The sequence below is a fragment of the Nonomuraea sp. NPDC049637 genome (genome assembly GCF_040675235.1).
In the GTDB taxonomy this organism is placed as follows: Bacteria; Actinomycetota; Actinomycetes; order Streptosporangiales; family Streptosporangiaceae; genus Nonomuraea.
In genome coordinates this window covers 19,129-41,958 of the sequence record NZ_JBFAOM010000037.1, presented here as the reverse complement: position 1 = coordinate 41,958, position 22,830 = coordinate 19,129, and the positions used below count along the sequence as shown (strand labels likewise).

Annotated in this window: 24 protein-coding genes and 1 riboswitch; of the genes, 13 read left to right on the top strand and 11 right to left on the bottom strand. The window is 74.0% G+C overall.

The window, feature by feature from the left end; genetic code table 11:
- Positions 1 to 37 precede the first annotated feature (37 nt).
- Positions 38 to 580 (top strand): RICIN domain-containing protein, encoded by a 543-nt coding sequence (locus AB0J71_RS36985; RefSeq protein WP_364418601.1) that lies wholly within the window; start codon positions 38 to 40, stop codon positions 578 to 580.
- A 43-nt stretch (positions 581 to 623) separates the two neighbouring features.
- Here the strand turns inward: AB0J71_RS36985 and AB0J71_RS36980 are convergent, their stop codons facing one another.
- The gene (locus AB0J71_RS36980; protein WP_352330390.1) at positions 624 to 1,229 is read right to left on the bottom strand and encodes a TetR/AcrR family transcriptional regulator; all 606 of its coding nucleotides are present in this window, start codon (positions 1,227 to 1,229) and stop codon (positions 624 to 626) included.
- 69 nt (positions 1,230 to 1,298) lie between these two features.
- On the opposite strand from AB0J71_RS36980, the gene AB0J71_RS36975 reads away from it, so the two are divergent.
- Complete coding sequence (locus AB0J71_RS36975) at positions 1,299 to 2,834, top strand: FAD-dependent monooxygenase (RefSeq protein WP_364418599.1); 1,536 nt, start codon at positions 1,299 to 1,301, stop codon at positions 2,832 to 2,834.
- Between the two features lie 29 nt (positions 2,835 to 2,863).
- On the opposite strand, the gene AB0J71_RS36970 is transcribed toward AB0J71_RS36975, so the two are convergent.
- Both AB0J71_RS36970 and AB0J71_RS36965 read right to left on the bottom strand, forming a co-directional pair.
- Positions 2,864 to 3,184, bottom strand: coding sequence for a multidrug efflux SMR transporter (locus AB0J71_RS36970; protein ID WP_352331556.1), 321 nt, complete (start codon positions 3,182 to 3,184; stop codon positions 2,864 to 2,866).
- Between the two features lie 2 nt (positions 3,185 to 3,186).
- Positions 3,187 to 3,834 (bottom strand): NAD(P)H-dependent oxidoreductase, encoded by a 648-nt coding sequence (locus AB0J71_RS36965; RefSeq protein ID WP_364418597.1) that lies wholly within the window; start codon positions 3,832 to 3,834, stop codon positions 3,187 to 3,189.
- Positions 3,835 to 3,945: 111 nt separating this feature from the next.
- On the opposite strand from AB0J71_RS36965, the gene AB0J71_RS36960 reads away from it, so the two are divergent.
- On the top strand, positions 3,946 to 4,566 hold the full coding sequence (locus AB0J71_RS36960; RefSeq protein ID WP_364418594.1) for a helix-turn-helix domain-containing protein: 621 nt from the start codon (positions 3,946 to 3,948) through the stop codon (positions 4,564 to 4,566).
- Positions 4,567 to 4,582: 16 nt separating this feature from the next.
- Here the strand turns inward: AB0J71_RS36960 and AB0J71_RS36955 are convergent, their stop codons facing one another.
- Together AB0J71_RS36955 and AB0J71_RS36950 are read right to left on the bottom strand one after the other, a co-directional pair.
- The gene (locus tag AB0J71_RS36955; protein WP_364418592.1) at positions 4,583 to 5,557 is read right to left on the bottom strand and encodes a hypothetical protein; all 975 of its coding nucleotides are present in this window, start codon (positions 5,555 to 5,557) and stop codon (positions 4,583 to 4,585) included.
- Positions 5,558 to 5,657: 100 nt separating this feature from the next.
- Positions 5,658 to 6,605, bottom strand: a complete 948-nt coding sequence (locus tag AB0J71_RS36950) for an alpha/beta hydrolase (RefSeq protein ID WP_364418590.1) — start codon at positions 6,603 to 6,605, stop codon at positions 5,658 to 5,660.
- Positions 6,606 to 6,813: 208 nt separating this feature from the next.
- A riboswitch (cobalamin riboswitch) is annotated at positions 6,814 to 7,019 on the top strand.
- A gap of 128 nt (positions 7,020 to 7,147) precedes the next feature.
- Here AB0J71_RS36950 and AB0J71_RS36945 point away from each other — a divergent pair.
- The gene (locus AB0J71_RS36945) at positions 7,148 to 9,568 is read left to right on the top strand and encodes a ribonucleoside-diphosphate reductase subunit alpha (RefSeq protein WP_364418588.1); all 2,421 of its coding nucleotides are present in this window, start codon (positions 7,148 to 7,150) and stop codon (positions 9,566 to 9,568) included.
- Entirely contained in the window at positions 9,550 to 10,581 is a 1,032-nt protein-coding gene (locus AB0J71_RS36940) for a ribonucleotide-diphosphate reductase subunit beta (RefSeq protein WP_364418586.1), read from the top strand. The genes AB0J71_RS36945 and AB0J71_RS36940 overlap by 19 nt, the downstream gene beginning before the upstream one ends.
- A 57-nt stretch (positions 10,582 to 10,638) precedes the next feature.
- Here the strand turns inward: AB0J71_RS36940 and AB0J71_RS36935 are convergent, their stop codons facing one another.
- A complete protein-coding gene (locus AB0J71_RS36935) occupies positions 10,639 to 10,935 on the bottom strand; it encodes a DUF4287 domain-containing protein (RefSeq protein WP_364418584.1) in 297 nt (98 codons plus the stop codon).
- A gap of 105 nt (positions 10,936 to 11,040) precedes the next feature.
- Between AB0J71_RS36935 and AB0J71_RS36930 the strand changes: the two genes are divergently transcribed.
- From AB0J71_RS36930 to AB0J71_RS36910, 5 genes are all read left to right on the top strand, one after another.
- Complete coding sequence (locus AB0J71_RS36930) at positions 11,041 to 11,886, top strand: acyl-CoA thioester hydrolase/BAAT C-terminal domain-containing protein (protein WP_364418582.1); 846 nt, start codon at positions 11,041 to 11,043, stop codon at positions 11,884 to 11,886.
- Positions 11,887 to 11,968: 82 nt separating this feature from the next.
- Complete coding sequence (locus tag AB0J71_RS36925) at positions 11,969 to 12,475, top strand: GNAT family N-acetyltransferase (protein ID WP_364418580.1); 507 nt, start codon at positions 11,969 to 11,971, stop codon at positions 12,473 to 12,475.
- A 131-nt stretch (positions 12,476 to 12,606) separates the two neighbouring features.
- Positions 12,607 to 13,323: an alpha/beta hydrolase gene (locus AB0J71_RS36920; RefSeq protein ID WP_364418578.1), complete on the top strand. Its 717-nt coding sequence runs from the start codon at positions 12,607 to 12,609 to the stop codon at positions 13,321 to 13,323.
- Between the two features lie 146 nt (positions 13,324 to 13,469).
- Positions 13,470 to 13,790, top strand: a complete 321-nt coding sequence (locus tag AB0J71_RS36915) for a hypothetical protein (RefSeq protein WP_364418576.1) — start codon at positions 13,470 to 13,472, stop codon at positions 13,788 to 13,790.
- Positions 13,791 to 13,817: 27 nt separating this feature from the next.
- On the top strand, positions 13,818 to 14,504 hold the full coding sequence (locus AB0J71_RS36910; protein WP_364418574.1) for a hypothetical protein: 687 nt from the start codon (positions 13,818 to 13,820) through the stop codon (positions 14,502 to 14,504).
- A 43-nt stretch (positions 14,505 to 14,547) separates the two neighbouring features.
- Here the strand turns inward: AB0J71_RS36910 and AB0J71_RS36905 are convergent, their stop codons facing one another.
- The 4 genes from AB0J71_RS36905 to AB0J71_RS36890 form a co-directional block, all read right to left on the bottom strand.
- Positions 14,548 to 17,154: a LuxR C-terminal-related transcriptional regulator gene (locus AB0J71_RS36905; protein ID WP_364418572.1), complete on the bottom strand. Its 2,607-nt coding sequence runs from the start codon at positions 17,152 to 17,154 to the stop codon at positions 14,548 to 14,550.
- Positions 17,155 to 17,248: 94 nt separating this feature from the next.
- Positions 17,249 to 17,890 carry an SDR family oxidoreductase gene (locus tag AB0J71_RS36900; RefSeq protein WP_364418570.1) on the bottom strand — a complete coding sequence of 214 codons (642 nt, stop codon included), beginning with the start codon at positions 17,888 to 17,890 and terminating at the stop codon, positions 17,249 to 17,251.
- On the bottom strand, positions 17,887 to 18,720 hold the full coding sequence (locus AB0J71_RS36895; protein ID WP_364418568.1) for an SGNH/GDSL hydrolase family protein: 834 nt from the start codon (positions 18,718 to 18,720) through the stop codon (positions 17,887 to 17,889). Before AB0J71_RS36895 ends, AB0J71_RS36900 begins: the two co-directional genes overlap by 4 nt.
- A gap of 55 nt (positions 18,721 to 18,775) precedes the next feature.
- The gene (locus tag AB0J71_RS36890) at positions 18,776 to 19,552 is read right to left on the bottom strand and encodes an SDR family NAD(P)-dependent oxidoreductase (protein ID WP_364418566.1); all 777 of its coding nucleotides are present in this window, start codon (positions 19,550 to 19,552) and stop codon (positions 18,776 to 18,778) included.
- 67 nt (positions 19,553 to 19,619) lie between these two features.
- Between AB0J71_RS36890 and AB0J71_RS36885 the strand changes: the two genes are divergently transcribed.
- Together AB0J71_RS36885 and AB0J71_RS36880 are read left to right on the top strand one after the other, a co-directional pair.
- The gene (locus tag AB0J71_RS36885; protein WP_364393568.1) at positions 19,620 to 20,087 is read left to right on the top strand and encodes a MarR family transcriptional regulator; all 468 of its coding nucleotides are present in this window, start codon (positions 19,620 to 19,622) and stop codon (positions 20,085 to 20,087) included.
- A 122-nt stretch (positions 20,088 to 20,209) separates the two neighbouring features.
- Positions 20,210 to 20,965: a sigma 54 modulation/S30EA ribosomal C-terminal domain-containing protein gene (locus AB0J71_RS36880; RefSeq protein WP_364418564.1), complete on the top strand. Its 756-nt coding sequence runs from the start codon at positions 20,210 to 20,212 to the stop codon at positions 20,963 to 20,965.
- A gap of 53 nt (positions 20,966 to 21,018) precedes the next feature.
- Here AB0J71_RS36880 and AB0J71_RS36875 read toward each other — a convergent pair whose 3' ends face one another.
- Positions 21,019 to 21,444 carry a pyridoxamine 5'-phosphate oxidase family protein gene (locus AB0J71_RS36875; RefSeq protein WP_364418562.1) on the bottom strand — a complete coding sequence of 142 codons (426 nt, stop codon included), beginning with the start codon at positions 21,442 to 21,444 and terminating at the stop codon, positions 21,019 to 21,021.
- A gap of 211 nt (positions 21,445 to 21,655) precedes the next feature.
- Between AB0J71_RS36875 and AB0J71_RS36870 the strand changes: the two genes are divergently transcribed.
- Positions 21,656 to 22,822: a globin domain-containing protein gene (locus tag AB0J71_RS36870; RefSeq protein ID WP_364418560.1), complete on the top strand. Its 1,167-nt coding sequence runs from the start codon at positions 21,656 to 21,658 to the stop codon at positions 22,820 to 22,822.
- The last annotated feature ends 8 nt before the right edge of the window (positions 22,823 to 22,830 follow it).

Genomic DNA, 22,830 nt, shown 5'->3' with positions numbered 1-22,830 from the left:
AGGCCGTACGGGCCCGCGCGGTCGCACGCTTGGTCGCATGAAGACACACCTCCTTCGCCCGGCGGCCGTCGCCGCCCCGCTGCTCGTCCTCGCTCTCACCTGCGCCCCGGCGCCCGCCTCGGCCTCGTCCGTCTGGGCGGCGTCGAACGTCCAGCTCGTCAACCGGCAGACCGGCAAGTGCCTGACCATCGCCGGGGGCGTCAGCACGGAGAACAACGTGCACGCCGTCCAGTACGACTGCGACAGCCACCCCTCCCGCCGCTGGGACGTCTGGGGCTACTCCAGCGCGGCCCTGCAGGTCAGGAACCGCCAGACCGGCAAGTGCCTGACCATCGCCGGCGGCGTCAGCACCGAGAACAACGTCGTCGCCCTCCAGTACACCTGCGACACCCACCCCTCGCGCTACTGGGCGCTCGGCAACCGCGTCGGCCAGTACGTCGAGTTCCGCAACGTGCAGACTGCCAAGTGCCTGACCATCGCCGGCGGGGTGAGCACCGCCAACAACCTGGAGGCCGTCCAGTACACCTGTGACGGGCACCCGTCCAGGTTCTGGGAGATCCGCGACTACTACGGGAGCTGACCGGCTCGCCGTCACGGGGAGGCGGTCCCCTGGCGGCCGCTGGTCAGCCGGGGGGCGCGCCCAGCAGGGGCAGCCACACCTCGTCCACGATCTCGGCGATCGACTCCTCCGGCACCCGGCGCATCGTGACGAGCATGTCGTGCCGGAGCAGGTCCAGCGGCAGGTTCACCACCCTGGACGAACGCGGCACGTCGGGCAGCTCGCCGCGCTCGACCGCCCGGCCCACGATCGTCTCGAACGCGGTCGCCCGGCCGGGTGGCAGCAGCGTGTCGCGCAGCTCGGTGAGGCTGGTGCCGGCTTCCCGGAAGTAGTCGGCGAGCTGCACGCTCATCAGCGTCAGCATGCCCGCGCGGTCGTCGCCGGCGTTGCGCAGGAACCCGACGGCGTCCTCGCGCAGGCTGCCGGTGTCGGGCACGTCGATCAGCCGCCAGAACTTGGCGAGGGTGGCCAGCAGCAGGTCGTCGCGCCGGGGCCAGCGCCGGTAGAGCACCGGTCGGCTGGTGCCGGCGCGGGCGGCGACGGCCTCGAAGGTGAAGCCGTGGTAGCCGTGCTCGACCAGGACCTGCCAGGCGGCGTCGAGGATCGCCTCCTCCAGCGCGGGGCCGCGACGGCGGGACGCGCCGCCGGGGGCACGGTGCTTGAGATTCACTTGCGTATCTTAACTCGGGGCCCTACGGTGGCCGGAATTAGATACAGCCATGTACCCAAAGGACCGTCCATGATGTTCGACGTCATCGTCGTCGGCGCCGGGCCCGCCGGCCTCTTCCTCGCCTGCGAGCTGCGCCTGGCCGGCGTGCGGCCGCTGGTGCTGGAACGACGGCCGGAGCCCGACCTGTCGGACAAGGCCCACGGCCTGGCCGGCCAGGTCGTCCGGCTGCTGGACCACCGCGGCCTGTACGAACGCTGCGGCGGCCGGGGCGTCCCGGCGCCGGCGCCCGGCTACTTCTTCGGCGGGATGCCGTTGCCGCTGCACACGCTCGGCGCGGCCAACCCGATGTACCTGCTGCCCTGCGACCAGCGCGACCTCGAACGGGTGCTCGCCGCGCGCGCGGCCGAACTGGGCGCGGAGGTGCGGCGCGGCCAGGAGGTGATCTCCTTCGGCCAGGACGCCGACCGGGTCGAGGTCGTGACCCGCGGCCCCGGCGGCGCCGAGACCACCCTCACCGCCCGCTACCTGGTCGGCTGCGACGGCGGCCACAGCATGGTCAGGAAGGCGGCGGGCATCGGCTTCCCTGGCGTCAGCGACGACCACGTCGTGGACCGCTCGGCCCTCATCGGCCCGAGCGAGCACTTCCGGGTCCTGCCCGGCGGCCGCGTCCTGATCGAGGGGCTCGGCGAGATCCCCGCCCACTTCCACCGCACCGATCGCGGCGTCTTCACCCTCCTGGCCCACGACCCGCGGCGGCCGCTGATCAACACCGCCGAGTGGGAGGAGCATCCGGCGGGCGGCTTCCCGGGGCCGGGCGCGCCGATGACGCTGGCCGAGATGGAGAAGAGCGTCGAACGCGTCCTCGGGGTGCGCCTGCCGCTGAGCCCGCCGCCCGAGGGAGCGCCGGTCATGCTGCGCCGGCTGTGCGGGCGCAACACCCGGCTCGCCGACCGCTACCGCGCCGGACGCGTCTTCATCGCCGGCGACGCCGCCCAGGTGAGCCACGGGCCCACCCTGAACCTGGCGCTCCAGGACGCCGCCAACCTGGCCTGGAAACTCGCCGCCACGCTCCGGGGGCAGGCCCCGGAAGGGCTCCTGGACAGCTACGAGACCGAGCGCCGCGCGTGCGCGGAACGCGTGGTCACCCAAACCCTGGCCGCGACCGCCCTGCTGGCGCCCGGCGCCGAGGTCACCGCGCTACGACGGCTGTTCGCCGAGTTCCTGGGCCGTACGGAGAACCTGCGCATGATCGCCGAGCTGATGGCGGGCGGCGACGTCCGCCACGACATGGGGGAGGAGCGGCCCGCCGGGCCCACCGGCTGGTTCGCGCCGTCCCTGGCGCTGACCACCGGCGACGGGCGGTCGTGGCGCCTGGCCGAGCTGATGCGCGACGCCCGCCCCCTGCTCCTGGACCTGACCGGCGGCGACGCCCTGGCCGCCGCCGCCGCGCCCTGGTTCGACCGGGTCCGGCACGTGGCCGCCACCGCCGCCGCCGACGCCCCCGCCCCGGCGCTGCTCGTCCGGCCCGACGGCTACGTCGCCTGGGCGGGCGCGGGCCCCGACGGCCTCAGGGCCGCCCTCGCCCGCTGGTTCGGCCCGAGCTGAGCCCGGCCGCCCGTCCGGAGGGGGAGGGGTCACTCCGGGCTGGTGACGCGGGCCAGCACGATGCCGCCGACGATGAGCGCCAGCGCCGCCATCCGGCCGATCGACAACGGGTCCTTGTGCACGACGACGCCCAGGGCGATCGCGCCGACCGCGCCGATGCCGGTGAAGACCGCGTACGCGGTGCCGACCGGGAGGGTCTTCATCGAGTACGACAGGAGCCAGACCGCGGCCACCATGAGGACGAAGCAGATCAGCGTGGGCAGCGGCCTGGTGAAGCCCTGGGTGGGCTTGATGCTCTGCGCCCAGGCGATCTCGACCAGCCCGGCCAGCCCGAGGATGAGCCAGTTCATCGTCAGAACTCCTTCCCCAGGTCGCGGGCGCCGCGCAGCGCGGAGGCGTACAGCTCGTCGTGCTGGGCGCGCAGGTGGAACAGGCCGGGGTCGATGCGGGAGTTGGCCAGCTCGGCGGCGACGACGGTGGTGTCCTCGACGGCGAAGTGGCCGGCGAAGAAGTCACGCAGGTAGCGCTCCTGGTAGTCGAACCTGGCCTTGGGGGCGCCGGGCGAGTAGGCCCCGCCGCGCGCGGTGGTGATCACGAAACGCCGCCCGGCCAGGGACATCTTGGGGAAGGTCACCTGGTCCAGCCACGCCTTGAGCGCCGACGGGATCGAGTAGTTGTACATCGGGGTGGCGATCAGCACCACGTCCGCGGCCACCAGCTGCGACAGCAGCGGCTCGACGATCGCCCACGCGGCCGCCTGCTCCGGGGTGCGGGCGGCCTCGTGGTAGCGGGAGATGTCGGTGATCTGGTTGGCCATGACGTAGTCGCACAGCTCGGTCCACGCCTCCCCGATGTGCGGCACCGGCTCGGCGGCCAGGTCGCGGTGGACGTAGGTGCCCTCGGGGTGGGCGGACCGCCACGCCTCGGCGAAGGCGTCGCCGAGCTCGCGGCTGATCGAACGGCGTCGGGCGCTGGCGTCCAGGTGCAGCAGAACGGCCATGAGGGGCTCCTCGAACTAAGTGGACATGATGTCCGGTTTGCGGTCGAGGTGACCGTAGCAACTAAGCGGGCACGTTGTCCACTTATCTCGGAGTGGGTTAGAGTCGCCGCCATGGAGTCCCGTACCGAGTTGCTGACCGGACGTCCCGTGGCGGAGGCGGGCCGCCCGCGCGAGCGCGCCGACGCCGCCCGCAACCGCGCCAAGGTGCTCGCCGCGGCGGCCGAGCTGTTCGCCACCCGCGACCCGCGCGGCGTGACGATGGACGACATCGCCAAGGCCGCGGGCGTCGGGCGGGGCACGCTCTACCGCCGCTATCCCGACACCGTCTCGATCGCGCAGGCCCTGCTCGACGAGCACGAGCGCGCGCTGCAGGAACGCCTGCTGCGCGGCGACCCGCCGCTCGGCCCCGGCGCGCCCCCCGCCGAGCGGCTCGCCGCCTTCTACGCCGCGATGGTCGGCCTGCTGGACGAGCACATCTCGCTGGTCCTGGGCGCCGAGCAGGGCGCGCTGCGCTACGCCACCGGCGCCTACGGGTTCTGGCGGGCGCACGTGCGGGTGCTGCTGACCGAGGCGGGCGTCCCGGAGACCGAGGCGCTGGCCGACATCCTGCTCGCCCCGCTGGGCCCCGACGTCTACGCAGAGCAGCGCAGGCGCGGGCTCACCCCCGGGCAGATCGCCGCCGCCCTGACCCGGCTGGCGCACGGCGTCGTCGCCCGGGACGCCGTGCGCTGACCGCACCGGCGGCGGCTCACCCCCAGGCCGCCGCCTTGTCGTACGGGTCGACGTTCCTGAAGGCCATCCCGACGATCTCCTCGACGTCCTCGTCGCCGTAGGCGCCGGGCAGGGCCAGGCCGAGGCGTTCGAACAGCGCCCGGACCTCCTCGACCGTGGGCGAGAACGACAGCGTCACGTCCTCGGCGCCCCTGAGGTTCAGCGGGCGGGCCTGGCGGAGGCTGGCGTGCAGCTCGGTGGCCCAGCAGTCGAGGGCCAGGGCGTTCCCGGTGATGACGGTGGCGGGGAAGCCGGGCCCCCGCTGCGTGATGAACATGTGGCGGGAGGACAGCTCGTAGCGGAACGTCGAGGCGATCGAGGAGAACCCGATCTCGATGTCCAGGAGCTCGTAGCGCTGGTGATGCCAGCAGGCCGACAACACGGTCGCGTAGAGCTCCCTGCGGGTGCCGTCGGCGGTCCAGGTCAGCTCCGGGCTGTCGTCGTCCAGCGCCAGGCTGCGGTGCAGGCGGACGAACCGCTCGCACAGCGCGAGGTCGTCCGGGTCCAGGATCTCCAGCCGGACCAGCAGCGCCCGCCGTCCCTGACGGGCCTTGGCCAGGCATTCGGGCAGCGTCACCGCGCGCACGTACGCGCCCGTCGAGCCCTTGAAGATCCACCGGTCGGTGTCCCCGCGCGCCTGCGCCAGCACCCGGTTGAACTCCTCGCCGCGCACCAGCCGGACCGCCGACTGCTCCTGGAGCAGGGACGGCAGCAGGTCGAGCTTGCGATCGGCGGCGAGCACGGCCCGCTCCACGGCGTTCTCCGCCGACTGCGCCCGCGTCCGGCTGCGCAGCATGACGAACGCGAGCACCGCCAGCGTGGCCACGGTGGCGTTGCTGACGGCCTCCGCGGTGGCGATGCCCGCGACGTCCAGAATGCTCACGACGACCGCCACCGCCAGGGCGACGAGGATGTCGACGTTGACGCCGACCCAGGCGAGGATGCGCTTCACTGACCGTCCCATCGCGAGGGGCCACGGGGTGACACTTCGAATCATGAAGCAGAACCCGGCGGCACGCGAGGGGCGGCCCGTCCCCGCTCCGGTCGCGGGGTTACGCGGCGAGGGCGTCGCGAAGGAAGCGCAGGATGTCCGCCCGCGCGTCCTCGGCCTGGGGGGCCAGCGCCGGCATGCTGAGGAAGGCGTGCCCGGCCTCGGGGTACTCGGCCAGGCGGGCGGGGGTGCCGGCGGCCCGCAGCGCCTCGGCGTAGCGGCGGCCGTGGTCGGCGATCGGGTCGTGGGTCGGCACCGCCACGAGCGCCGGGGCCAGCCCGCCCAGGTCGTCGGCGTGCAGCGGGGAGAGCGCGCGGGCGTCCGTCCCCTCGGGCACGGCGAGCCGGTGGAACAGCCGCAGCACCGGCACGCTGAGCGTCGGGGTGTCGGCGTACCGGGCGATCGAGGGGTGGTCGAACATCGTCCCGGTCACGTCCACGGCCGGGTTGACCAGCACCTGCGCCTTCAGGGGCAGGCCGGCGTCGCGTGCCCTGATCGCCGCCAGGGCGCAGATCAGGCCGCCGCAGCTCTCGCCGAACAGGACGGTCCGCGCCGGGTCGACACCCCATTGCGCGGCGTGCTCCAGCACGTGGCGGAGCACGTCCCAGCCGTCGTCGGCGGCGTCGGCCAGCGGCGTGCGCCGGTCGAGGAGGCGGTGGTCCACCGAGGCGACGACGGCGGGCAGGCGGGCGGCGAGGTGGCTGTTGACCCAGTCGCTCTGCGGCGCCGTGCCGACGAAGCCGCCGCCGTGCACGTGCAGCACGAGCGGCAGGACGTCCCCCGGCTCTGCCGCGGCGCGCGGCCGGTGGACCCGGACGCGGATGTCGCGGCCGGGCAGCGCCACCGTCCGCCAGTCGATGGTGGCGCCGGGGTCCGGCCGGCCGGTGATCGCCTGGGCCTCGGCGGAGGCGCGCAGCCGGTTCTCCGCCTCGGCGTAGGCGGCCAGCTCGGCGGGGGTGACGGTGTCCCAGTCCGGCGTGACCGGACGGCCGGTGGAGGTCTGGCTCATGGTCGTCTCCTCAGCTTTTCGCTACTTGAAGTATCGATACCTAAGGTAGCGAAAACCGGGCGCGACCGGTCTGTGGCGTCGATCACACGCCCCGCCCGCGCGGCACGCGGAGAGGCGGCCCGGCCGGCCTCGCGACGGGCGGACGGATCGGAGCGCGGGTTCTTCGCAACACGAGATGTTGGGTGTGACTTTTTGATCCACCCTATATATGGTGTTCCCCGCAGCCGGTTCGGTCGCCCCGCCAGGGCGGCCGAGGCAAGAGGGAACCCGGTGGGAATCCGGGACTGCCCCGCAGCGGTGAGTGGGAACGAACGCCGTCACACGCACTGGGCCGACGGCCCGGGAAGCGACGGCCAGTAGGCAGCGACAGCATGCCCACGAGTCCGAAGACCTGCCGGCGCGCCGCGCGCGATCATGCGCGCGCGGCTGCTCCGAGACCGCGTGGGACGGTGGACGGCGCTGGCGAGAGGGCTGTGGCGCCTCGCCGTCCGCCTCCTGCGCGCGTTCTCGGCAGCTGACCGAGTTCACGAGGGGAGAGCGCAGTGACGGTCACAGGGGACCCGATGACGGACCTGGCCGAGCCGGCGCGGGCGGACGCCGACAGGTCCGCGCCGCGGCGCGTGCAGATGCAGGTGCGCAAGCGCAACGGCACCGCTGAGCCGGTCGACGTCAACAAGATCGTACGTGCGGTGGAGCACTGGGCGACCGATCTGACGGACATCGACCCGATGCGGGTGGCCACCAAGACGATCAGCGGCCTCTACGACGGGGCCACCACCGCCGAGCTGGACCGGCTGTCCATCCAGACGGCCGCCGAGATGATCGGCGAGGAGCCGCAGTACTCGCGCCTGGCCGCGCGGCTGCTGTCGGGCTACATCGACAAGGAGGTCCGCGGGCAGGGCGTGGCCTCCTTCAGCCAGGCGATCCGGCTGGGCCACGCCGAAGGGCTCATCGGCGACGAGACCGCCGAGTTCGTCAACGCCAACGCCCGCAAGCTGGACGACGCCATCGACGTCACCGCCGACCTGCGGTTCGAGTACTTCGGGCTGCGCACGGTCTATGACCGTTACCTGCTGCGCCACCCGTCCACCCGGCTGGTGGTGGAGACGCCGCAGTACTGGCTGCTGCGCGTGGCCTGCGGGCTGGCCGAGACGCCCGCCGAGGCCGTCGGCTTCTACCGGCTCATGTCGTCGCTGGCCTACCTGCCCAGCTCGCCGACGCTGTTCAACTCCGGCACCCGGCACACCCAGATGTCCTCCTGCTACCTGGTCGACTCGCCCCGTGACGAGATCGGCTCCATCTACGACCGGTACGCCCAGGTGGCGCAGCTGTCGAAGTTCGCCGGCGGGATCGGCATCTCCTGGTCGCGGGTGCGCTCCCGGGGCGCGCTGATCCGCGGCACGAACGGGCACTCCAACGGCATCGTCCCGTGGCTGCGCACGCTCGACGCGTCGGTGGCCGCCGTCAACCAGGGCGGCCGGCGCAAGGGCGCGGCCTGCGTCTACCTGGAGCCCTGGCACCCCGACGTCGAGGAGTTCCTGGAGCTGCGCGACAACACCGGCGAGGACGCCCGCCGCACCCACAACCTCAACCTGGCCAACTGGATCCCCGACGAGTTCATGCGCCGGGTCGAGGCCGACGGCACCTGGTCGCTGTTCGACCCCGACGAGGTCCCCGAGCTGCCCGACCTGTGGGGCGAGGCGTTCGAGGAGGCCTACCGCGCCGCCGAGCGCGACGGCCGGTACGTCCGGCAGATCAAGGCCCGCGACCTGTACGCCAAGATGATGCGCACCCTGGCCCAGACCGGCAACGGCTGGATGACCTTCAAGGACGCCGCCAACCGCCTGTGCAACCAGGCGGCCGAGCCCGGCAACGTGGTGCACCTGTCCAACCTGTGCACCGAGATCGTCGAGGTGTCCAGCGACGCCGAGACCGCGGTCTGCAACCTCGGGTCGGTCAACCTCGCCGCACACCTGACCGGCGGCGACATCGACTGGGAGCGGCTGCGCGCCACCGTCCGCACCGCGGTCACCTTCCTCGACCGGGTGATCGACATCAACTACTACCCGAGCGAGCAGGCCGCGGCCAGCAACCCGCGCTGGCGTCCGGTCGGCCTCGGCGTGATGGGCCTGCAGGACGTCTTCTTCGCCCTGCGCCTGCCGTTCGACTCGGCCGAGGCCAAGGAGCTGTCCACCCGGATCGCCGAGGAGATCTACCTGTCGGCGCTGGAGACCTCCGCCGGCCTGGCCGAGCGTTTCGGCGCCCACCCCGCCTACGACCAGACGTGGGCGGCCCGCGGCCGGCTCCAGCACGACCTGTGGGGCCGGAACGGCACCCAGTCCGCGCGCTGGGACGCGGTGCGCGAGCGCATCGCCGCGCACGGCCTGCGCAACTCGCTGCTGATCGCGATCGCGCCGACCGCCACCATCGCCTCGATCGTCGGCTGCTACGAGTGCATCGAGCCGCAGGTGTCCAACCTGTTCAAGCGCGAGACGCTGAGCGGGGAGTTCCTGCAGATCAACAACGCGCTGGTGGCCGAGCTGAAGTCGCGCGGCCTGTGGAACGAGCGCGTCCGGGCGGCCATCAAGCAGGCCGAGGGGTCGGTGCAGGGCATCGCCGAGCTGCCGGAGGACGTGCGCCGGCTGTTCCGCACCGCCTGGGAGCTGCCGCAGCGGGCGCTGATCGACATGGCCGCCGCGCGCTCGCCGTTCATCGACCAGAGCCAGTCGCTCAACCTGTTCATGAGCGCGCCGACGATCGACAAGCTCTCCTCGATGTACCTGTACGCCTGGAAGTCCGGCCTGAAGACCACCTACTACCTGCGCTCGCGCCCGGCCACCCGCATCCAGCAGGCCACCGTGCCCCTCGCGCCCTCCGCGCCCGCCGCGCCCCGCGCGAACAAGTCCGAGGAGGCCCTGGTGTGCTCCCTGGAGAACCCCGAGTCGTGCGAGGCCTGCCAGTGACCCCCGAGGAGAACCCGATGTTGCTCGACCCGGGCATGAGCCTGACCCTGCGGCCCATGCGCTACCCCCTGTTCTTCGACCGCTACCGCGACGCGATCAAGAACACCTGGACGGTCGAGGAGGTGGACCTGCACTCCGACCTGAAGGACCTGCCCAAGCTGTCGGCGGCCGAGCGCCACCTGGTCAGCCGCCTGGTCGCCTTCTTCGCCACCGGCGACACGATCGTGGCCAACAACCTGGTGCTCAACCTCTACCAGCACGTCAACGCCCCCGAGGCGCGCCTGTACCTGAGCAGGCAGCTGTTCGAGGAGGCGGTGCACGTCCAGTTCTACCTGAACCTGCTGGACACCTACGTGCCGGACGAGGAGGAGCGGTTCGCGGCGTTCGCGGCGGTGGAGAACATCCCCTCCATCAGGCGCAAGGCCGAGTTCTGCTTCCGCTGGATCGACTCCATCGGCAGCCTCCAGCGGCTGGAGACCCGCGAGGACCGGCGGGCGTTCCTGCTCAACCTGATCTGCTTCGCCGCCTGCATCGAGGGCCTGTTCTTCTACGGCGCGTTCGCCTATGTCTACTTCCTGCGCTCGCGCGGCCTGCTGAACGGGCTGGCCTCGGGCACCAACTGGGTCTTCCGCGACGAGTCCATGCACATGGCCTTCGCCTTCGACGTGGTGGACGTCGTCCGGCAGGAGGAGCCGGACCTCTTCGACGAGGAGATGGCCGGCCAGGTCAGGGAGATGCTGGCCGAGGCGGTCGACTGCGAGGCGCAGTTCGCCGAGGACCTGCTCGGGCAGGGCGTGCCGGGCATGTCGACGGCGGACATGCGCGCGTACCTGGAGCACGTGGCCGACCGGCGGCTGGCCCAGCTCGGCATCGAGCCGCTGTACGGGTCGAAGAACCCGTTCGCGTTCATGGAGCTGCAGGACGTGCAGGAGTTGTCGAACTTCTTCGAGCGGCGGGTGTCGGCGTACCAGGTGGGGGTGACCGGCTCGGTCAGCTTCGACGCCGACTTCTGACTCCTACAGATCTACAACGTAAAGCCGCCCGGCGGGAGATGAATCCCCGCCGGGCGGTCAGGCGGGGCCGGGGCGGTTGTCCTTGCCGTCCAGCCAGAGGACGTCGGACTCGTCGCGGTGGGAACCGGTGCCGCCGACGTGCCTGGCGTCGATCTGCGGCCCCTTCTTGATCACGTGGACGAGGGCCATGGCGTGGCCGCGTCCGAGGTCGTAGTCCTGCTTGAGCCAGTCGATGATCGTCCCGGCCTTGGTGGACGGGGCGTCGAAGCCGCGTTCCTTCGCCAGGGCGATGAACTGGCGGGGGGTCAGCCCGGTCTTGCCCTCGATGTTGTCCAGGTAGGCCTGGAAGGACATGGTGTGCTCCGCTCGTCATGGGGTGTTCCGGCCATGATGCACCATTTCGGTGAGCGCGCGGTCTCAGTAGAATGCCGTTCCGCCCAAGGCCGAGGGGTGACGGTGATGGACGAGCGCGAACTGAGCTCCCCGTGGGAAGGCGTCCTGGTCACGCCCGGCCCGGCCGTCCGCACGGGCGTGCTCGTGCTGGCGGGGTCGAGCGGGCGGATCGAACGGGACAGGGCCCGCCTGCTGGCCGCGGAGGGGGTGACCGCGCTGTCGATCCGCTGGTTCGGCGGTCCGGGGCAGCCGCCCGGCATCTGCGAGATCCCGCTGGAGACGTTCGTGTCGGCCGTCGATCTGCTGGAGTCCACCGGCGTCCGGCGGGTCTGCGTGCTGGGCATGTCGAAGGGGGCCGAGGCCGCGCTGCTGACTGCCGTCCGGGACCCTCGGATCGGCGGGGTGGTGGCGCTGTCGCCGACCTCGGTCGTGTGGGGCAACGTCGGGCCGGGGCCGGACGGGGAGAGGCGTCCCTACCGGTCGTCCTGGACGTGGCGGGGGCGGCCGCTGCCGTTCGTCCCGTACGACGACGACTGGGCCGAGGCCGAGCCCGAGCACGGCCCGCTGGCCCTGCGCGAGCTGTACGAGCTCAGCGAGCGCACGTTCGCCGGCCTGGTGCCGGCCGCGGAGATCCCGATCGAGGCGGCGGCGGCCGACGTGCTGCTGGTGGCGGGCGGGGACGACGCCATGTGGCCGTCCCTGCCGTTCGCCGGGCGGCTGGCCGCCCGGCGTCGCGCCGACGGGCTCCCGGTGCGGGTGGTCAGCCGGGCCGAGGCCGGTCACCGTCCGCGCCTGCCGGGGGAGGGGCCCGCCCCCGAGTCTCCTGACTTCCTCTACGGGGGCGACCCGGTCGCCGACGCCGGGCTCGGAGCCGACGCCTGGCCGCACATCCTCGACCTGCTGCACGGCTGACGCCCGCGGGTCGCCTGCGATGATCGTCTTCTGCTAGTTTGTACCTTCCGGCCGGATGTTGCATCTGGCCGAGAGTGCTTGTATGAGCATTTCTCCGGTAAGCGTGCGGCCCGTCGAGGCCGCGGACCATCCCACCGTCGAACGCCTCTGGCTCATGTTCCGCCACGACATGGCGGACTTCCAGGGCGGCCTGCCCGACCCCGACGGCACCTACCACGGCGACCGCCTGCGCACCGCCCTCGACGGCGAGGACTGGACGGCCTACCTGTTCACCAGCGGCGACCGGCCGGTCGGGTTCGCGTTCGTGCGTGCGGCGGCCGGACCGGTCCGGGTGCTGAACAGCTTCTTCGTCGTGCGCGGGGCGCGCCGGTCCGGGATAGGGCTGCGGGTCGTCCGGGAGGTGATCTCCCGGCATCCCGGGCCGTGGCGGATCGCCTTCCAGGACGCCAACACGGCGGGCGTGGCGTTCTGGCGGCGCGTCGCGACCGAGTTCGCCGGTGCGGCGTGGACGGAGGAGCGCCGGCCCGTCCCGAACCGCCCGGACGTCCCGCCGGACGTGTGGATCTCCTTCACCGCGGCGGAGAACTGATGGTGTGGTACGTTTTGCCACGCATCGAACTGAGGAGGTGAGACCGATCAACGTCGTGACAGGTCGGGGCTCCCTCATGCGCATCGCCTAGGGAGCGCCCGCACAAGCATCCCGAAAGGCTCAAGACGCGCATGCGTTTTCTCTCCCGGACGTCGGCCGACGGCGTCATCGAACGATCCTTCACCCTCGGCGACGTCCCCGGCGTCCTGTGGACCCCACAGGACGCCGAGCCCCGCGGCCTGATCCTCATCGGGCACGGCGGCGGGCAGCACAAGCGGGCCCCAGGCGTCGTCGGACGCGCGCACCGGCTGGCGGCCGAACGCGGCCTCGCGGCGGCGGCCATCGACGCCCCGGCCCACGGCGACCGGCCTCCGGGCGCCGAGCACGAGCGACTCATCGCCGCGCTGCGGGAGCGGATGGCCGGCGCGGGCGACCCCACCCCGCTGCTGGCCGAGCTGCACGCGCTGCTGGCGGCCCGGACCGTGCCGGAGTGGCGGTCGGTCCTGGACGCGCTCGGCGACCAGGGGCCAGTGGGTTACTGGGGCGTGTCGCTGGGCTGCGCCCTGGGGATCCCGCTGGTGGCCGCCGAGCCGCGGATCGGCGCGGCGGTCCTGGGGCTGAGCGGCACCTCGCCGGCCTCGGCCCAGGCCGCCGCCGGGATCACCGTCCCGGTGCGGTTCCTGCTGCAGTGGGACGACGAACGGGTGCCGCGGGCCGAGGCCCTGGCCCTGTTCGACGCCCTGGCCTCGGCCGAGAAGACCCTGCACGCCAACCCCGGCGGGCACGCGGACGTGCCGGACTTCGAGATCGACAGCGCCCTGCGCTTCCTCGCCGACCGGCTGGCCTGAGGCCGCCGCCGGCCGGGAGGCCGTCCCGGCCGGCGGGCCGCCGATGAGTACGGGCGGGCGCGGCTGAGCACGTGCGTGCTCACGACAGGGGACCCGCGGCGCGGCCACCATCGTGGTGCAGGAAGACCACGGCATGGAGGTGGGCGATGCACGACGAGCAGAACGGCGACCGGGAGCCGTCCGTGGGCAGGAGAGGGCTGCTGCGGCTGACGGGGGCGGCCGCGGTGGCCACGACGGCGGCGACGGTCCTGCCGACCGGGCGGGCCGCGGCGACGCCGGCCGGAGAAGCGCGGACGCAGACGCAGCGGCAGGGGGCGGACGGCTCGGAGGCGCGGGACCGGGACTGGCGGTTGCGCACCGAGCAGCTGCGCGCCAACGGCGACAGCCTCCGGCGCAGCGCCGAGCTGACCAGGCAGAGCCTGGCCGGCCAGACGGCCCTGCGGATCCCCGCCGGACCACCCCGCTGACCACAGCCGACACAAGGAGGACGGACCATGACGTTTTTCGCAAGGGTCGACTGGACGTGGGAGGCCGGCGGCGCGGTCCTGGGCGCCCCCACCGTCGCCCCCGCCGTGCACGACCTGGCCACCGGCCATCTGGCGCTGCGGATGGCGACGAACCGCGGCGCGCCTTCCACCGCGGACCAGATCACCTCGCTGGGCGCGTCGATCGGCGTCCCGCGCAATGAGAACGGGCGCATCGACGGGCCCTCGGTGGCCCAGGTCGGGGCGACGTTCCGGCTGGACCCCGACTCCCGCTTCCACGTCGAGAGGTCGTGGAACTCCTCCGAGCTGTCGGTGACCCTCGCCGTCAGCCTGGAGGACCTCACGGCGGGCACCGTCGTCACCGGGCCGGAGTTCGTCATCGCGCGGGACTCGGGGTTCAACGTGGGGGAGAACAAGCTGCTGTTCAGCAACCCGGCGCCGGGCGGGTCGGCGGCGGTCAGCGGCGACTTCGCCTGCGCCGCCCGCCACGACTACCGGGCGTGGATCGACCTGCACGCCCGCGTCAGCGGCGCGGGGTTCGGCGGGAGCGGCGGGTCGGGGGCCGACCTGATCGCCGGCGTCGTCGCGCCCACCCTCTCCTTCCTGTGGTACTTCACGCCGTTGCAGGGGGCCGCGCCGTCGTCGTGGACCCGCGAGGCGACCGCGCCACCCGCCCGCGCCGCCGACCGGGTCTGACGACCGGGCCTGGCGGCCGGGCCGGGCGGTGCGGTGGCGGCCGTCAGGGGCGCAGGACGTCGCGCAGCTCGCCGCGGCTGGTGACGCCGAGCTTGGCGTAGGCGCGGGCGACGTGGTTGTCGACGGTGCGTTTGGAGATGCCCAGCCGTTCGGCGATCTGCCGGTGGGTCAAACCGGTCAGCGCCAGCGTCGCCACCTCGCGCTCGCGGGCGGTCAGCTCAGCGGTCGAGGGCAGCCGTTCGGCCAGGGCCAGGCCGGGGCAGCGGCGCAGGTGCTCGGCCGACAGGCCCCAGCAGCGCCGGGCGGTGTGGGCACGGCCGCGCTCCTGGTGACGGCGCGCGGCGCGGCCGTACCCCTCGGCGGCCAGGGGGTGCAGGCCGAGGCGGGCGAAGTCCCCGGCCGCCGCCTCCAGCGCGGCGGGGTCGCCGGTACTGATCGCCGCCGCGTATCGCAGGTAGGGGGACTCGCCGCCGTCCGTGGTGGCGGCGGGCGGGGCGGTCCGTACGTCCGCGCCGAGCCGGACGGCGTCGGCCAGGGCGAGCGCGTGCACCGCCGCGGCGCCCATGGCCTGCGCCCGGACGGCGGTCGCGCGGGCCAGGCCGGCCGCGGCGCGGGCGTCGCCCCGGGCGGCGGCCACCCACGGCCGGGCCAGGTCGGCCCACAGCCCGAACATGGTCGCGGGCGGCCACTCCAGGCGGTCGGCGGTGCGCAGCGCGGCCTGCGCGGCGTCGGCCTCACCGGCCAGCGCCTCGGCGTGCGCGACCTCGCCGTAGAGCAGGCGGTGGAGCAGGCGGCCGGTGACGGTGTCGGGCCGATGGAGGACGACGGCCTCGCGCAGCCTGCGCCGGGCCTCCGCCACGTCGCCGGTGAACCGGGCGACCTGGGCCATCGCGATGGCCGCCACCATCAGCGCGTACTCCCAGCCGTGGGCGAGGGCGGCCTCCTGCTCGCGTCCGGCGAGCCGCGCGGCCAGGTCCGTACGGCAGGCCAGGAGCGCGCCCTGCACCTGGACCAGCGCGGTGGTCGGCGGCAGCCACGGCATGTTCTCCACCGCCTCGGCCAGCACGGGATCGCGCGCGTCGTGCGGCGGCGCGGGCGGCCGGCCGCCGTAGGCGCCGGCCAGCTCGTGCGCCAGGCGGGCCTTGACCTCGGCCTCCTTGTTGACCATCCCCGCCCGGAACAGCGGCGGCAGCTCCGACAGCGCCGGGCGCAGGTCGCCGGAGAACGCCGCGAACACCGAGCCCAGGGCCGCCCGCTCCTCGGCGTGCTCCGAGGTCAGGGCCGCGTCGCGGACGGGCAGCGCGCGATGGGCGGCGGGGTCGCCGAGCCCCCAGAACAGCGTCTCGGCCCGGCCGAACGCGATCTTGTCGTGGTGGTGGCCGGCAGTGGCGACGGCGTCCATGACGTCGAGCATGGCCATGAGCTCGCCGGTGCGCTCGCCCGAGATGAGCACCCGCCACAGGACCTGCGCCGCGCCGACGCCCTGCTCGACGTCGCCGTTCAGCAGGGCCGACTCGGTGGCGGCGCGGGCGAGCTGTTCGGCCAGCGGCAGGTCGAGCAGCGTCCAGGCGCGCCGGGTGGCGATCAGCAGCATGCCGGGCGGCGGCTGGACGCCGGCGTCGAGGCTCCAGCGGACGATGCGCAGCGCGTCGGAGCGGCGGCGGGCCCCCGTGGCGGCGATGGCCTCGGCCAGCACGCGCTTGGCCCTGCGGGTGCGCAGCTCCGGGCAGCCGTCGCGCAGCGCCTCGCCGTACAGGGGGTGGGCCAGGCGCAGCAGGGAGCGGCGGCCGTCGCGCTGGATCCACAGCAGGCCGCGCGCCTCCAGGCGGGTGAGCAGGTCTTCGGGGACGAGCCGGGTGACCACGCCGACCGAGACGGGCTCGGCCAGGGCGAGCAGTTCGAGCGCCCACCGTTCCTGGTCGGCGAGCGCGCCGAGCCGCCTGGCCACCAGCTCGGTCAGCCGGGGGGCGACCAGCCAGGGGCCCTCCCATCGCCACACGCCCTTGGTCTCGGCCAGCGTCCCGGCCTGCATGCCGGCCAGCACGACCTCGCGCAGCAGGAGCGGGTTGCCGGCGGTCAGCTCGTGCAGACGGCGTACGGTGAGCTCGGCCGCCTGGCCGCCGAGCACCTCGTGCAGCACCTGGCCCACCTCGGACGGCGACAGCGCGGCCGGCTCGATCCGCTCGGCCAGCCCTTCGGTCCACAACGCGGCCAGCCACTTGGAGAACGGCTCGCCGGCGCGCAGCACCACCAGCACGAACGCGGCCCGCGTCCGGGCCAGGTGGCGCAGCACGGCCGCCGACTCGTCGTCGAGCAGGTGGGCGTCGTCCACGACGACCACCGCGCGGCGCGACCCGGCCGTCAGGGCCGCGACCATGGCCCGCACCAGCACGCCGCGGCTGGCCACGCCCACGACGCCGTCGGGCACGAGCACGCCGAGCGGGCCGAGCGGCACGTCGGAGTTGCCCGAGGTGGCCGGCACCGAATGCACGACGAACCTGGACGGATCGAGCGTGGCGAGCGCCTCGTACACCAGCCGGCTCTTGCCGACGCCCGGCGGGCCGGTGATCGCCAGCGCGCCGGCCGCCGGATCGCGCAGGGCGGTGGTGACGCGGCCCAGATCGGACTCCCTGCCCACGAACGGCCACATGCCCGCCTCCCGCTGCGTCGTCTGCCGCAGTCTGACACGCCGGACGGGCACGAGTCAGCCGGAATGTCGCCTTCGCTGGCGTTCGCCTGGCGGATCAGGAGCCGCCGGCGATCTCGACGACGGCGTGGCGGTTGTGCTCGTCGGTGAGGTGGTCGAGCAGGTAGTGGGCCAGGTCGGCGCGGGAGATCGAGCCCGCCTTGGCCAGGGGCGCGTTCTCGGCGGTGCGGTAGCGGCCGGTCAGGGGGCCGTCGGTGAGCATCGGCGGGCGCACGATCGTCCAGTCGATGTCGTGGGCGGCGGTGACGGCGGCCTCCATGCGTCTCATGTCGGCGTAGCCGTGCCGGTAGAGGCGCTGGATCACGAAGCGGGTGACCAGGCGGCGGCCCAGCGGCGTGCCCGGCGGGATGTCCAGGCCCGCCGACGACAGGCACAGCAGGCGGCGCACCCCGCCGTCACGCATGGCGGCGATGACGTTGGCGGTGCCCTGGGAGTAGACGGTGGTGGGGTGGCCGCGGTCGGTGCTGCCCAGGCAGGACAGCACGGCCTCGTGCCCGGCGACGGCCTCCCGCCAGGGGCCGGGGGTGAGCACGTCGCCGCCGATCACGCTCACCCGCTCGCCCGCCGGGACGCGGGCGGGGTCGCGGGCCAGGACGGTGACGTCGTGCCCGGCGGCGACCGCCTGCTCGACCACCTGGCGCCCGGTGCCGCCGGTCGCGCCGAGGACCATCAGCTTCATGCCGCACCGGCCAGGGCCCGTACGACGGCCTCGGCGATCTCACGCTGGCCCTCGATGCTCAGGTGCACGCCGTCGTCGAGGAAGTGGTGCTCCTCGCGGACGGCGAGCCTGGTGTCCACGACCGGCTCGGGACGGCCCAGCAGGTGGTCGGCGGGGGCGTCGACGTCCTTGCTGGCCCAGGTGATGCCGGCGCGCCGGAAGTGCGGGTAGGCGGCGGCGCGCGGCTCGTCGAAGGGGCTGGGTGTGAGCCAGACCCAGCGGACGGCCCCCCGCTGCTGGGCCAGGTCGTGCAGCATGGCCAGGTTGCGCTCGGTCTCGGCGGCGCTGACCAGGGTCGGCGCGTCGGGGGCCAGGTGCTGGGCGTCGTTGGCGCCGATCATGCACAGCACCAGGTCGGGCCGCTGGAAGCCGAGGGCGGGGAGCTGGGTGATTGCCTGGGTGGTGGTGCTGCCGGTGATCGCCAGGTTGGTGAAGCGGACGGCGTCGCCGGGACGGCGCAGCGCGACCACCTGGCGCAGGATCTCGAACCAGGACAGGCGGTCGGCGGTGGTGCTCTCGCCGAGGGCGACGACGTGGAAGGCGTCGCGGGAGTCGCGGGCGTCTTCGGGGTGCAGGGGCAGCCGGTCGACGGCGTCGGCGAGGCCGGGCCGGGCCAGCAGCGTCTCGGCGGCCTGCCGGGTCTGGTGGTCGAAGGCGTCCAGCAGCGCGCGGTAGGCGCCGGCGTCGAGGCCGAACAGGGCGGCGAGGCGGGCCTCGTCGGCGCCGATCAGGTACGGCAGGGCGCCGGGCCGCTGGAACCGGACGAGCCGCTCGGTCATCGGGTCGGTCATGACTTGGCCTCCGTCGGGACGGTGGATGCGGGGGACGGGCGGAGCGCGGCGTTCATCACGAGACCCGTCCGCCGGTGAGGTCGAGGGTCGCCCCGGTCACCCAGGAGGCGGCGGGCGAGGCGAGGTAGAGGACGGCCTGGGCGACGTCGGCGGGACGGCCGACGCGCCCGAGCGGGAAGGCCGCGGCGAGCTGGGCGAGCCGCTCGGCGGGCAGCGCGGCGAGCTTGTCGTTGAGCACGGCCGAGGGCGCCAGGCAGTTGACCCGCACGCCGTCGCCGCCCACCTCGGCGGCCAGGTGCCGGGCGAACATGACCACGCCCGCCTTGGCGGCGGCGTAGGCGGCGTTGGCGCCTCCGGGCTGCCGGCCCGCGGTGGACGACATCAGGATGATCGACCCGTCGCGCCGCTCCAGCATGCCCGGCAGGAACTCGTGGACGGTGAGGAACACCGAGGTCAGGTCGGACTCCAGCACGGCGCGCCAGCGGCCGGGGTCGAGCCCCGCGGTCGGCGCGGGCGCGCCCTGCCCGCCGGCGAACGGGGCCAGGATGTCCACCGGCCCGAGCGCGGCCTCCACCTCGGCGCGGATGCGGGCCAGGACGCCCGCGTCGGTCACGTCGCCGGGCGCGGCCAGCGCCCGGCCGCCCTCGGCGGCGATCGAGGCGACGACGCGGTCCACCGCCTCGATGTCGCGGCCGGTGACCGCGACCCGGACGCCGTTGGCGGCCAGCGCGTGGCAGGTGGCCGCGCCGATGCCGCGGGAACCGCCGGTGACGAGGGCGACCTTGCCCTCCAGTCCGGGATGTCTGGGCCAGTCAGGCCGGTCGGTGGTCATCGCATTGCTTCTCTCTGGAGAAAGGTTCACTCTTGTGAATGGTTCTGTGCGGAGTACAGTATGCGCTGTGTCCGCGTCCCGCAACCGCCCGATGGGCGTCGCCTTCCTGCTCGCGCAGCTCGGCGCGCACGCCGCCGGCCGGTTCGCCGCGCGGGTCGCCGAGCTCGGCCTGTCGCCGTCCGACGTCGGGCTGCTGCGGATGATCGCCCTCCAGCCCGGCCGCAGCCAGCAGTCGCTCGCCGCCGACCTCGGCGTCGTGCCCAGCCGGGTCACCGCGCTGCTCGACCCGCTCGACCGGGCCGGACTGGTGGAGCGGCGCCGCTCGGCCGGCGACCGCCGCAACCACGAGCTGCACCTGACCGAGCAGGGCGCGAAGGTGATGGAGGACATCAGGAAGACCGCGATGGCGCACGAGGCCGACCTGACCTCGTGCCTCAGCCCCGACCAGCGCGGCCAGCTGCTCGCCCTGCTGGAGCTGGTCGCCGCCGACCAGGGCCTGACACCGGGCGTGCATCCCGGCTACCGCCGCTTCTGAGGCCGCCCGCCGCCCGGCGGGCCGTAGGTCACCGCGCGGCGGGACCTACGGCTCTGGCAGCCGCATCCGCCCAGGCCAGAGGCTTGGGTCATCACCACCGGATGCGAAGAAGGTGTTCACGAATGAGGCACAGGCCCATCGCCCTTGACGCCGACGACGTGCAGGTCAGGATCCGCGGCGGCGGCGTGCGCGCGGCCGACGTGCGGCGTGCCCGCCACACCGTGGCCGACCTGACCCGGCTCGCCCACGAGCCGGTGCTCGGCGCGACGGTCAAGCTCGCCGCCACACCGCAGGTCGCGGGGGAGCGGCGGACGGCCGAGGCCGTGGTGGACGTCCAGGGCCGGCTCATCAGGGCCCGGGCCGGCGCCGGCTCCACCCGCGCTGCCATCCACCTGCTCGGCGACCGACTGCGGGCGCGGCTGCTGGAGAGCACCCGCGACTGGGAGAACCGGCGCGGCCGCCACCCCCGGCCGCCCCACCCCGCCCCGCCCGCCGGGGAACGCCGCATCGTCCGGACGTACACGGCCGCCCGCGCCGTGCCCGACGAGGCGGCCGTGGACATGGACGACCTCGACTACGACTTCCTGCTGTTCACCGAGGCCGCGACCGGCCAGGACAGCGTGATCTACCGCACCGGCGACGGCTACCGCCTCGCCCAGCTCGACCCGCGTCCCGACCTGCCGGCGCCGACCTGCGCGGCGATCTCGGTCAGCCCGCTGCCCGCCCCCCGCCTCACCGCCGCGCAGGCCCTCGACCGGCTGGAGCTGACCGGTTTCCCGTTCGTCTTCTTCGCCGACTCCGCGACCGGAGCGGGCTGCCTCCTCTACCGCCGCGACGACGGCGACTACGGCCTGGTGACCACCGCGCACGAGGACTGAGAACCGGCGCCGCCCCCTGGACCGGGGGGCGGCGCCGGCCGTTCAGGAACCCGTCACACGACGGCCGCGCGGGCGGGGTCGATGCGCCGGCCGGAGATCTGCTCGGCCTCGACCACGATGTAGTGGTCCCGCTCGCCCGGCGCCCACGTCGTCAGCGGCAGCCCGGCCAGGCGGGCCAGCTCGGCGGCGTCGGTCACCTCGCGCGCGTGCCCCACCGCCGTGACCGACCAGCCGGTACGCAGCCCGGCGTCGAAGTCGTCGGCCTCGAAGGCCACCACGGCCCGCCGGGTGGCCGCCGCCAGCTTCGACCCCGCCGCGGTGCGGATCACGACGGACCGCCCGTCGAGACAGAAGTTGACCGGCTGGACGGCGGGCAGGGCACGATCGGTGAACACGATCCGCCCGATGGGCATCGAGGACAGCAGCAGGAAGCACTCCTCCTCGGAGAGCACCTGCAGTCCGGACGAGTCGAGCTGCATGCTCTCCAGGATCCCGCACCCGCCGCCGCCCGCGGCAGGGACGAAAGTCCCATCTTCCCCGCCGACCGGCCCGCGGGCGGCCGGATGTCCCGTCCGGGACCTTCGGCCCTTCAAGTGCGGACGTTCGCCCCGGTCAGCGGCCGGGCCGCGCTCCCTAGCCTGAGAACCGGCCCGCGGTCGCGGGTCTCACCCCTGGGACTGTGGAGGTCACATGTTGTCCGCGGAATCCGCCGCCGTCGTCCGCGCCACGCTGCCCGTCGTGGGCGCCTCGCTCGACGCGATCACCGAGCGGTTCTACGCGACGATGTTCGCCGACCGGCCCGAGCTGCTGGACGGCCTGTTCAACCGCGGCAACCAGGCCAGCGGCGAGCAGCGCAAGGCGCTGGCGGCCTCCGTCGCGGCCTTCGCCACCACCCTCCTGGACCACCCCGACCAGCGGCCCGACCACCTGCTCGCGCGGATCGCGCACAAGCACACCGCGGTCGGCGTCACCGACGACCAGTACGTGATCGTGCACAAGTACCTGTTCGGCGCGATCGCCGAGGTGCTGGGCGAGGCCGTCACCCCGCAGGTCGCCGCCGCCTGGGACGAGGTCTACTGGCTGATGGCCGGCGCCCTGATCGCCATGGAGGCCCGCCTCTACGCCGAGGCAGGCGCCGTCGAGGGCCGCACGTGGCGGCGCTGGCGGGTGGCCGGCCGCCGCGAGGAGACGCCCGACGTCGCCTCCTTCCTGCTCACCCCGCTCGGCGAGGAGCCCCCGCCGCCCGCCCGCCCCGGCCAGTACGTCAGCGTCCAGGTCGAGATGCCCGACGGCGTGCGCCAGCTCCGCCAGTACACGCTGTCCAACGCCGGCGACGGCCTGCGCCGGATCACCGTCAAGCGCGTGGACGGCGACCCCGCCGGCGAGGTGTCCACCCTGCTGCACGCCACCGTGCGCCAGGGCGACGAGCTCACCCTGTCGGCGCCCTTCGGCGACGTCACCCTGGACGACTCCGAGGCGCCGCTGGTGCTGGTGAGCGCCGGCATCGGCGGCACCCCCATGGTGGCCATGCTCGACCACCTCGCCGCCACCGGCTCCCGCCGCCGCGTCCTGACCCTGCACGCCGACCGCTCGCCCGACCGGCACGCGCTGCGCGAGGACATGACCCGCCTGGCCCCCGAGCACGTCTTCTGGTACGAGCGCGGCGCCCAGGCCCCCGACCGCGACGGCCTGATGGACCTGGCCGGCGTGCCGATCCCGCGGGGCGCGGTCGCCTACCTGTGCGGGCCGCTGCCGTTCATGCGCGAGGCGCGCGCCGCGCTGCTCAAGGCCGGCGTGGCGGCCCGCGACGTGCACTACGAGGTCTTCGGGCCCGACCTGTGGCTCGCCGCCGGCTGACCGCCCGC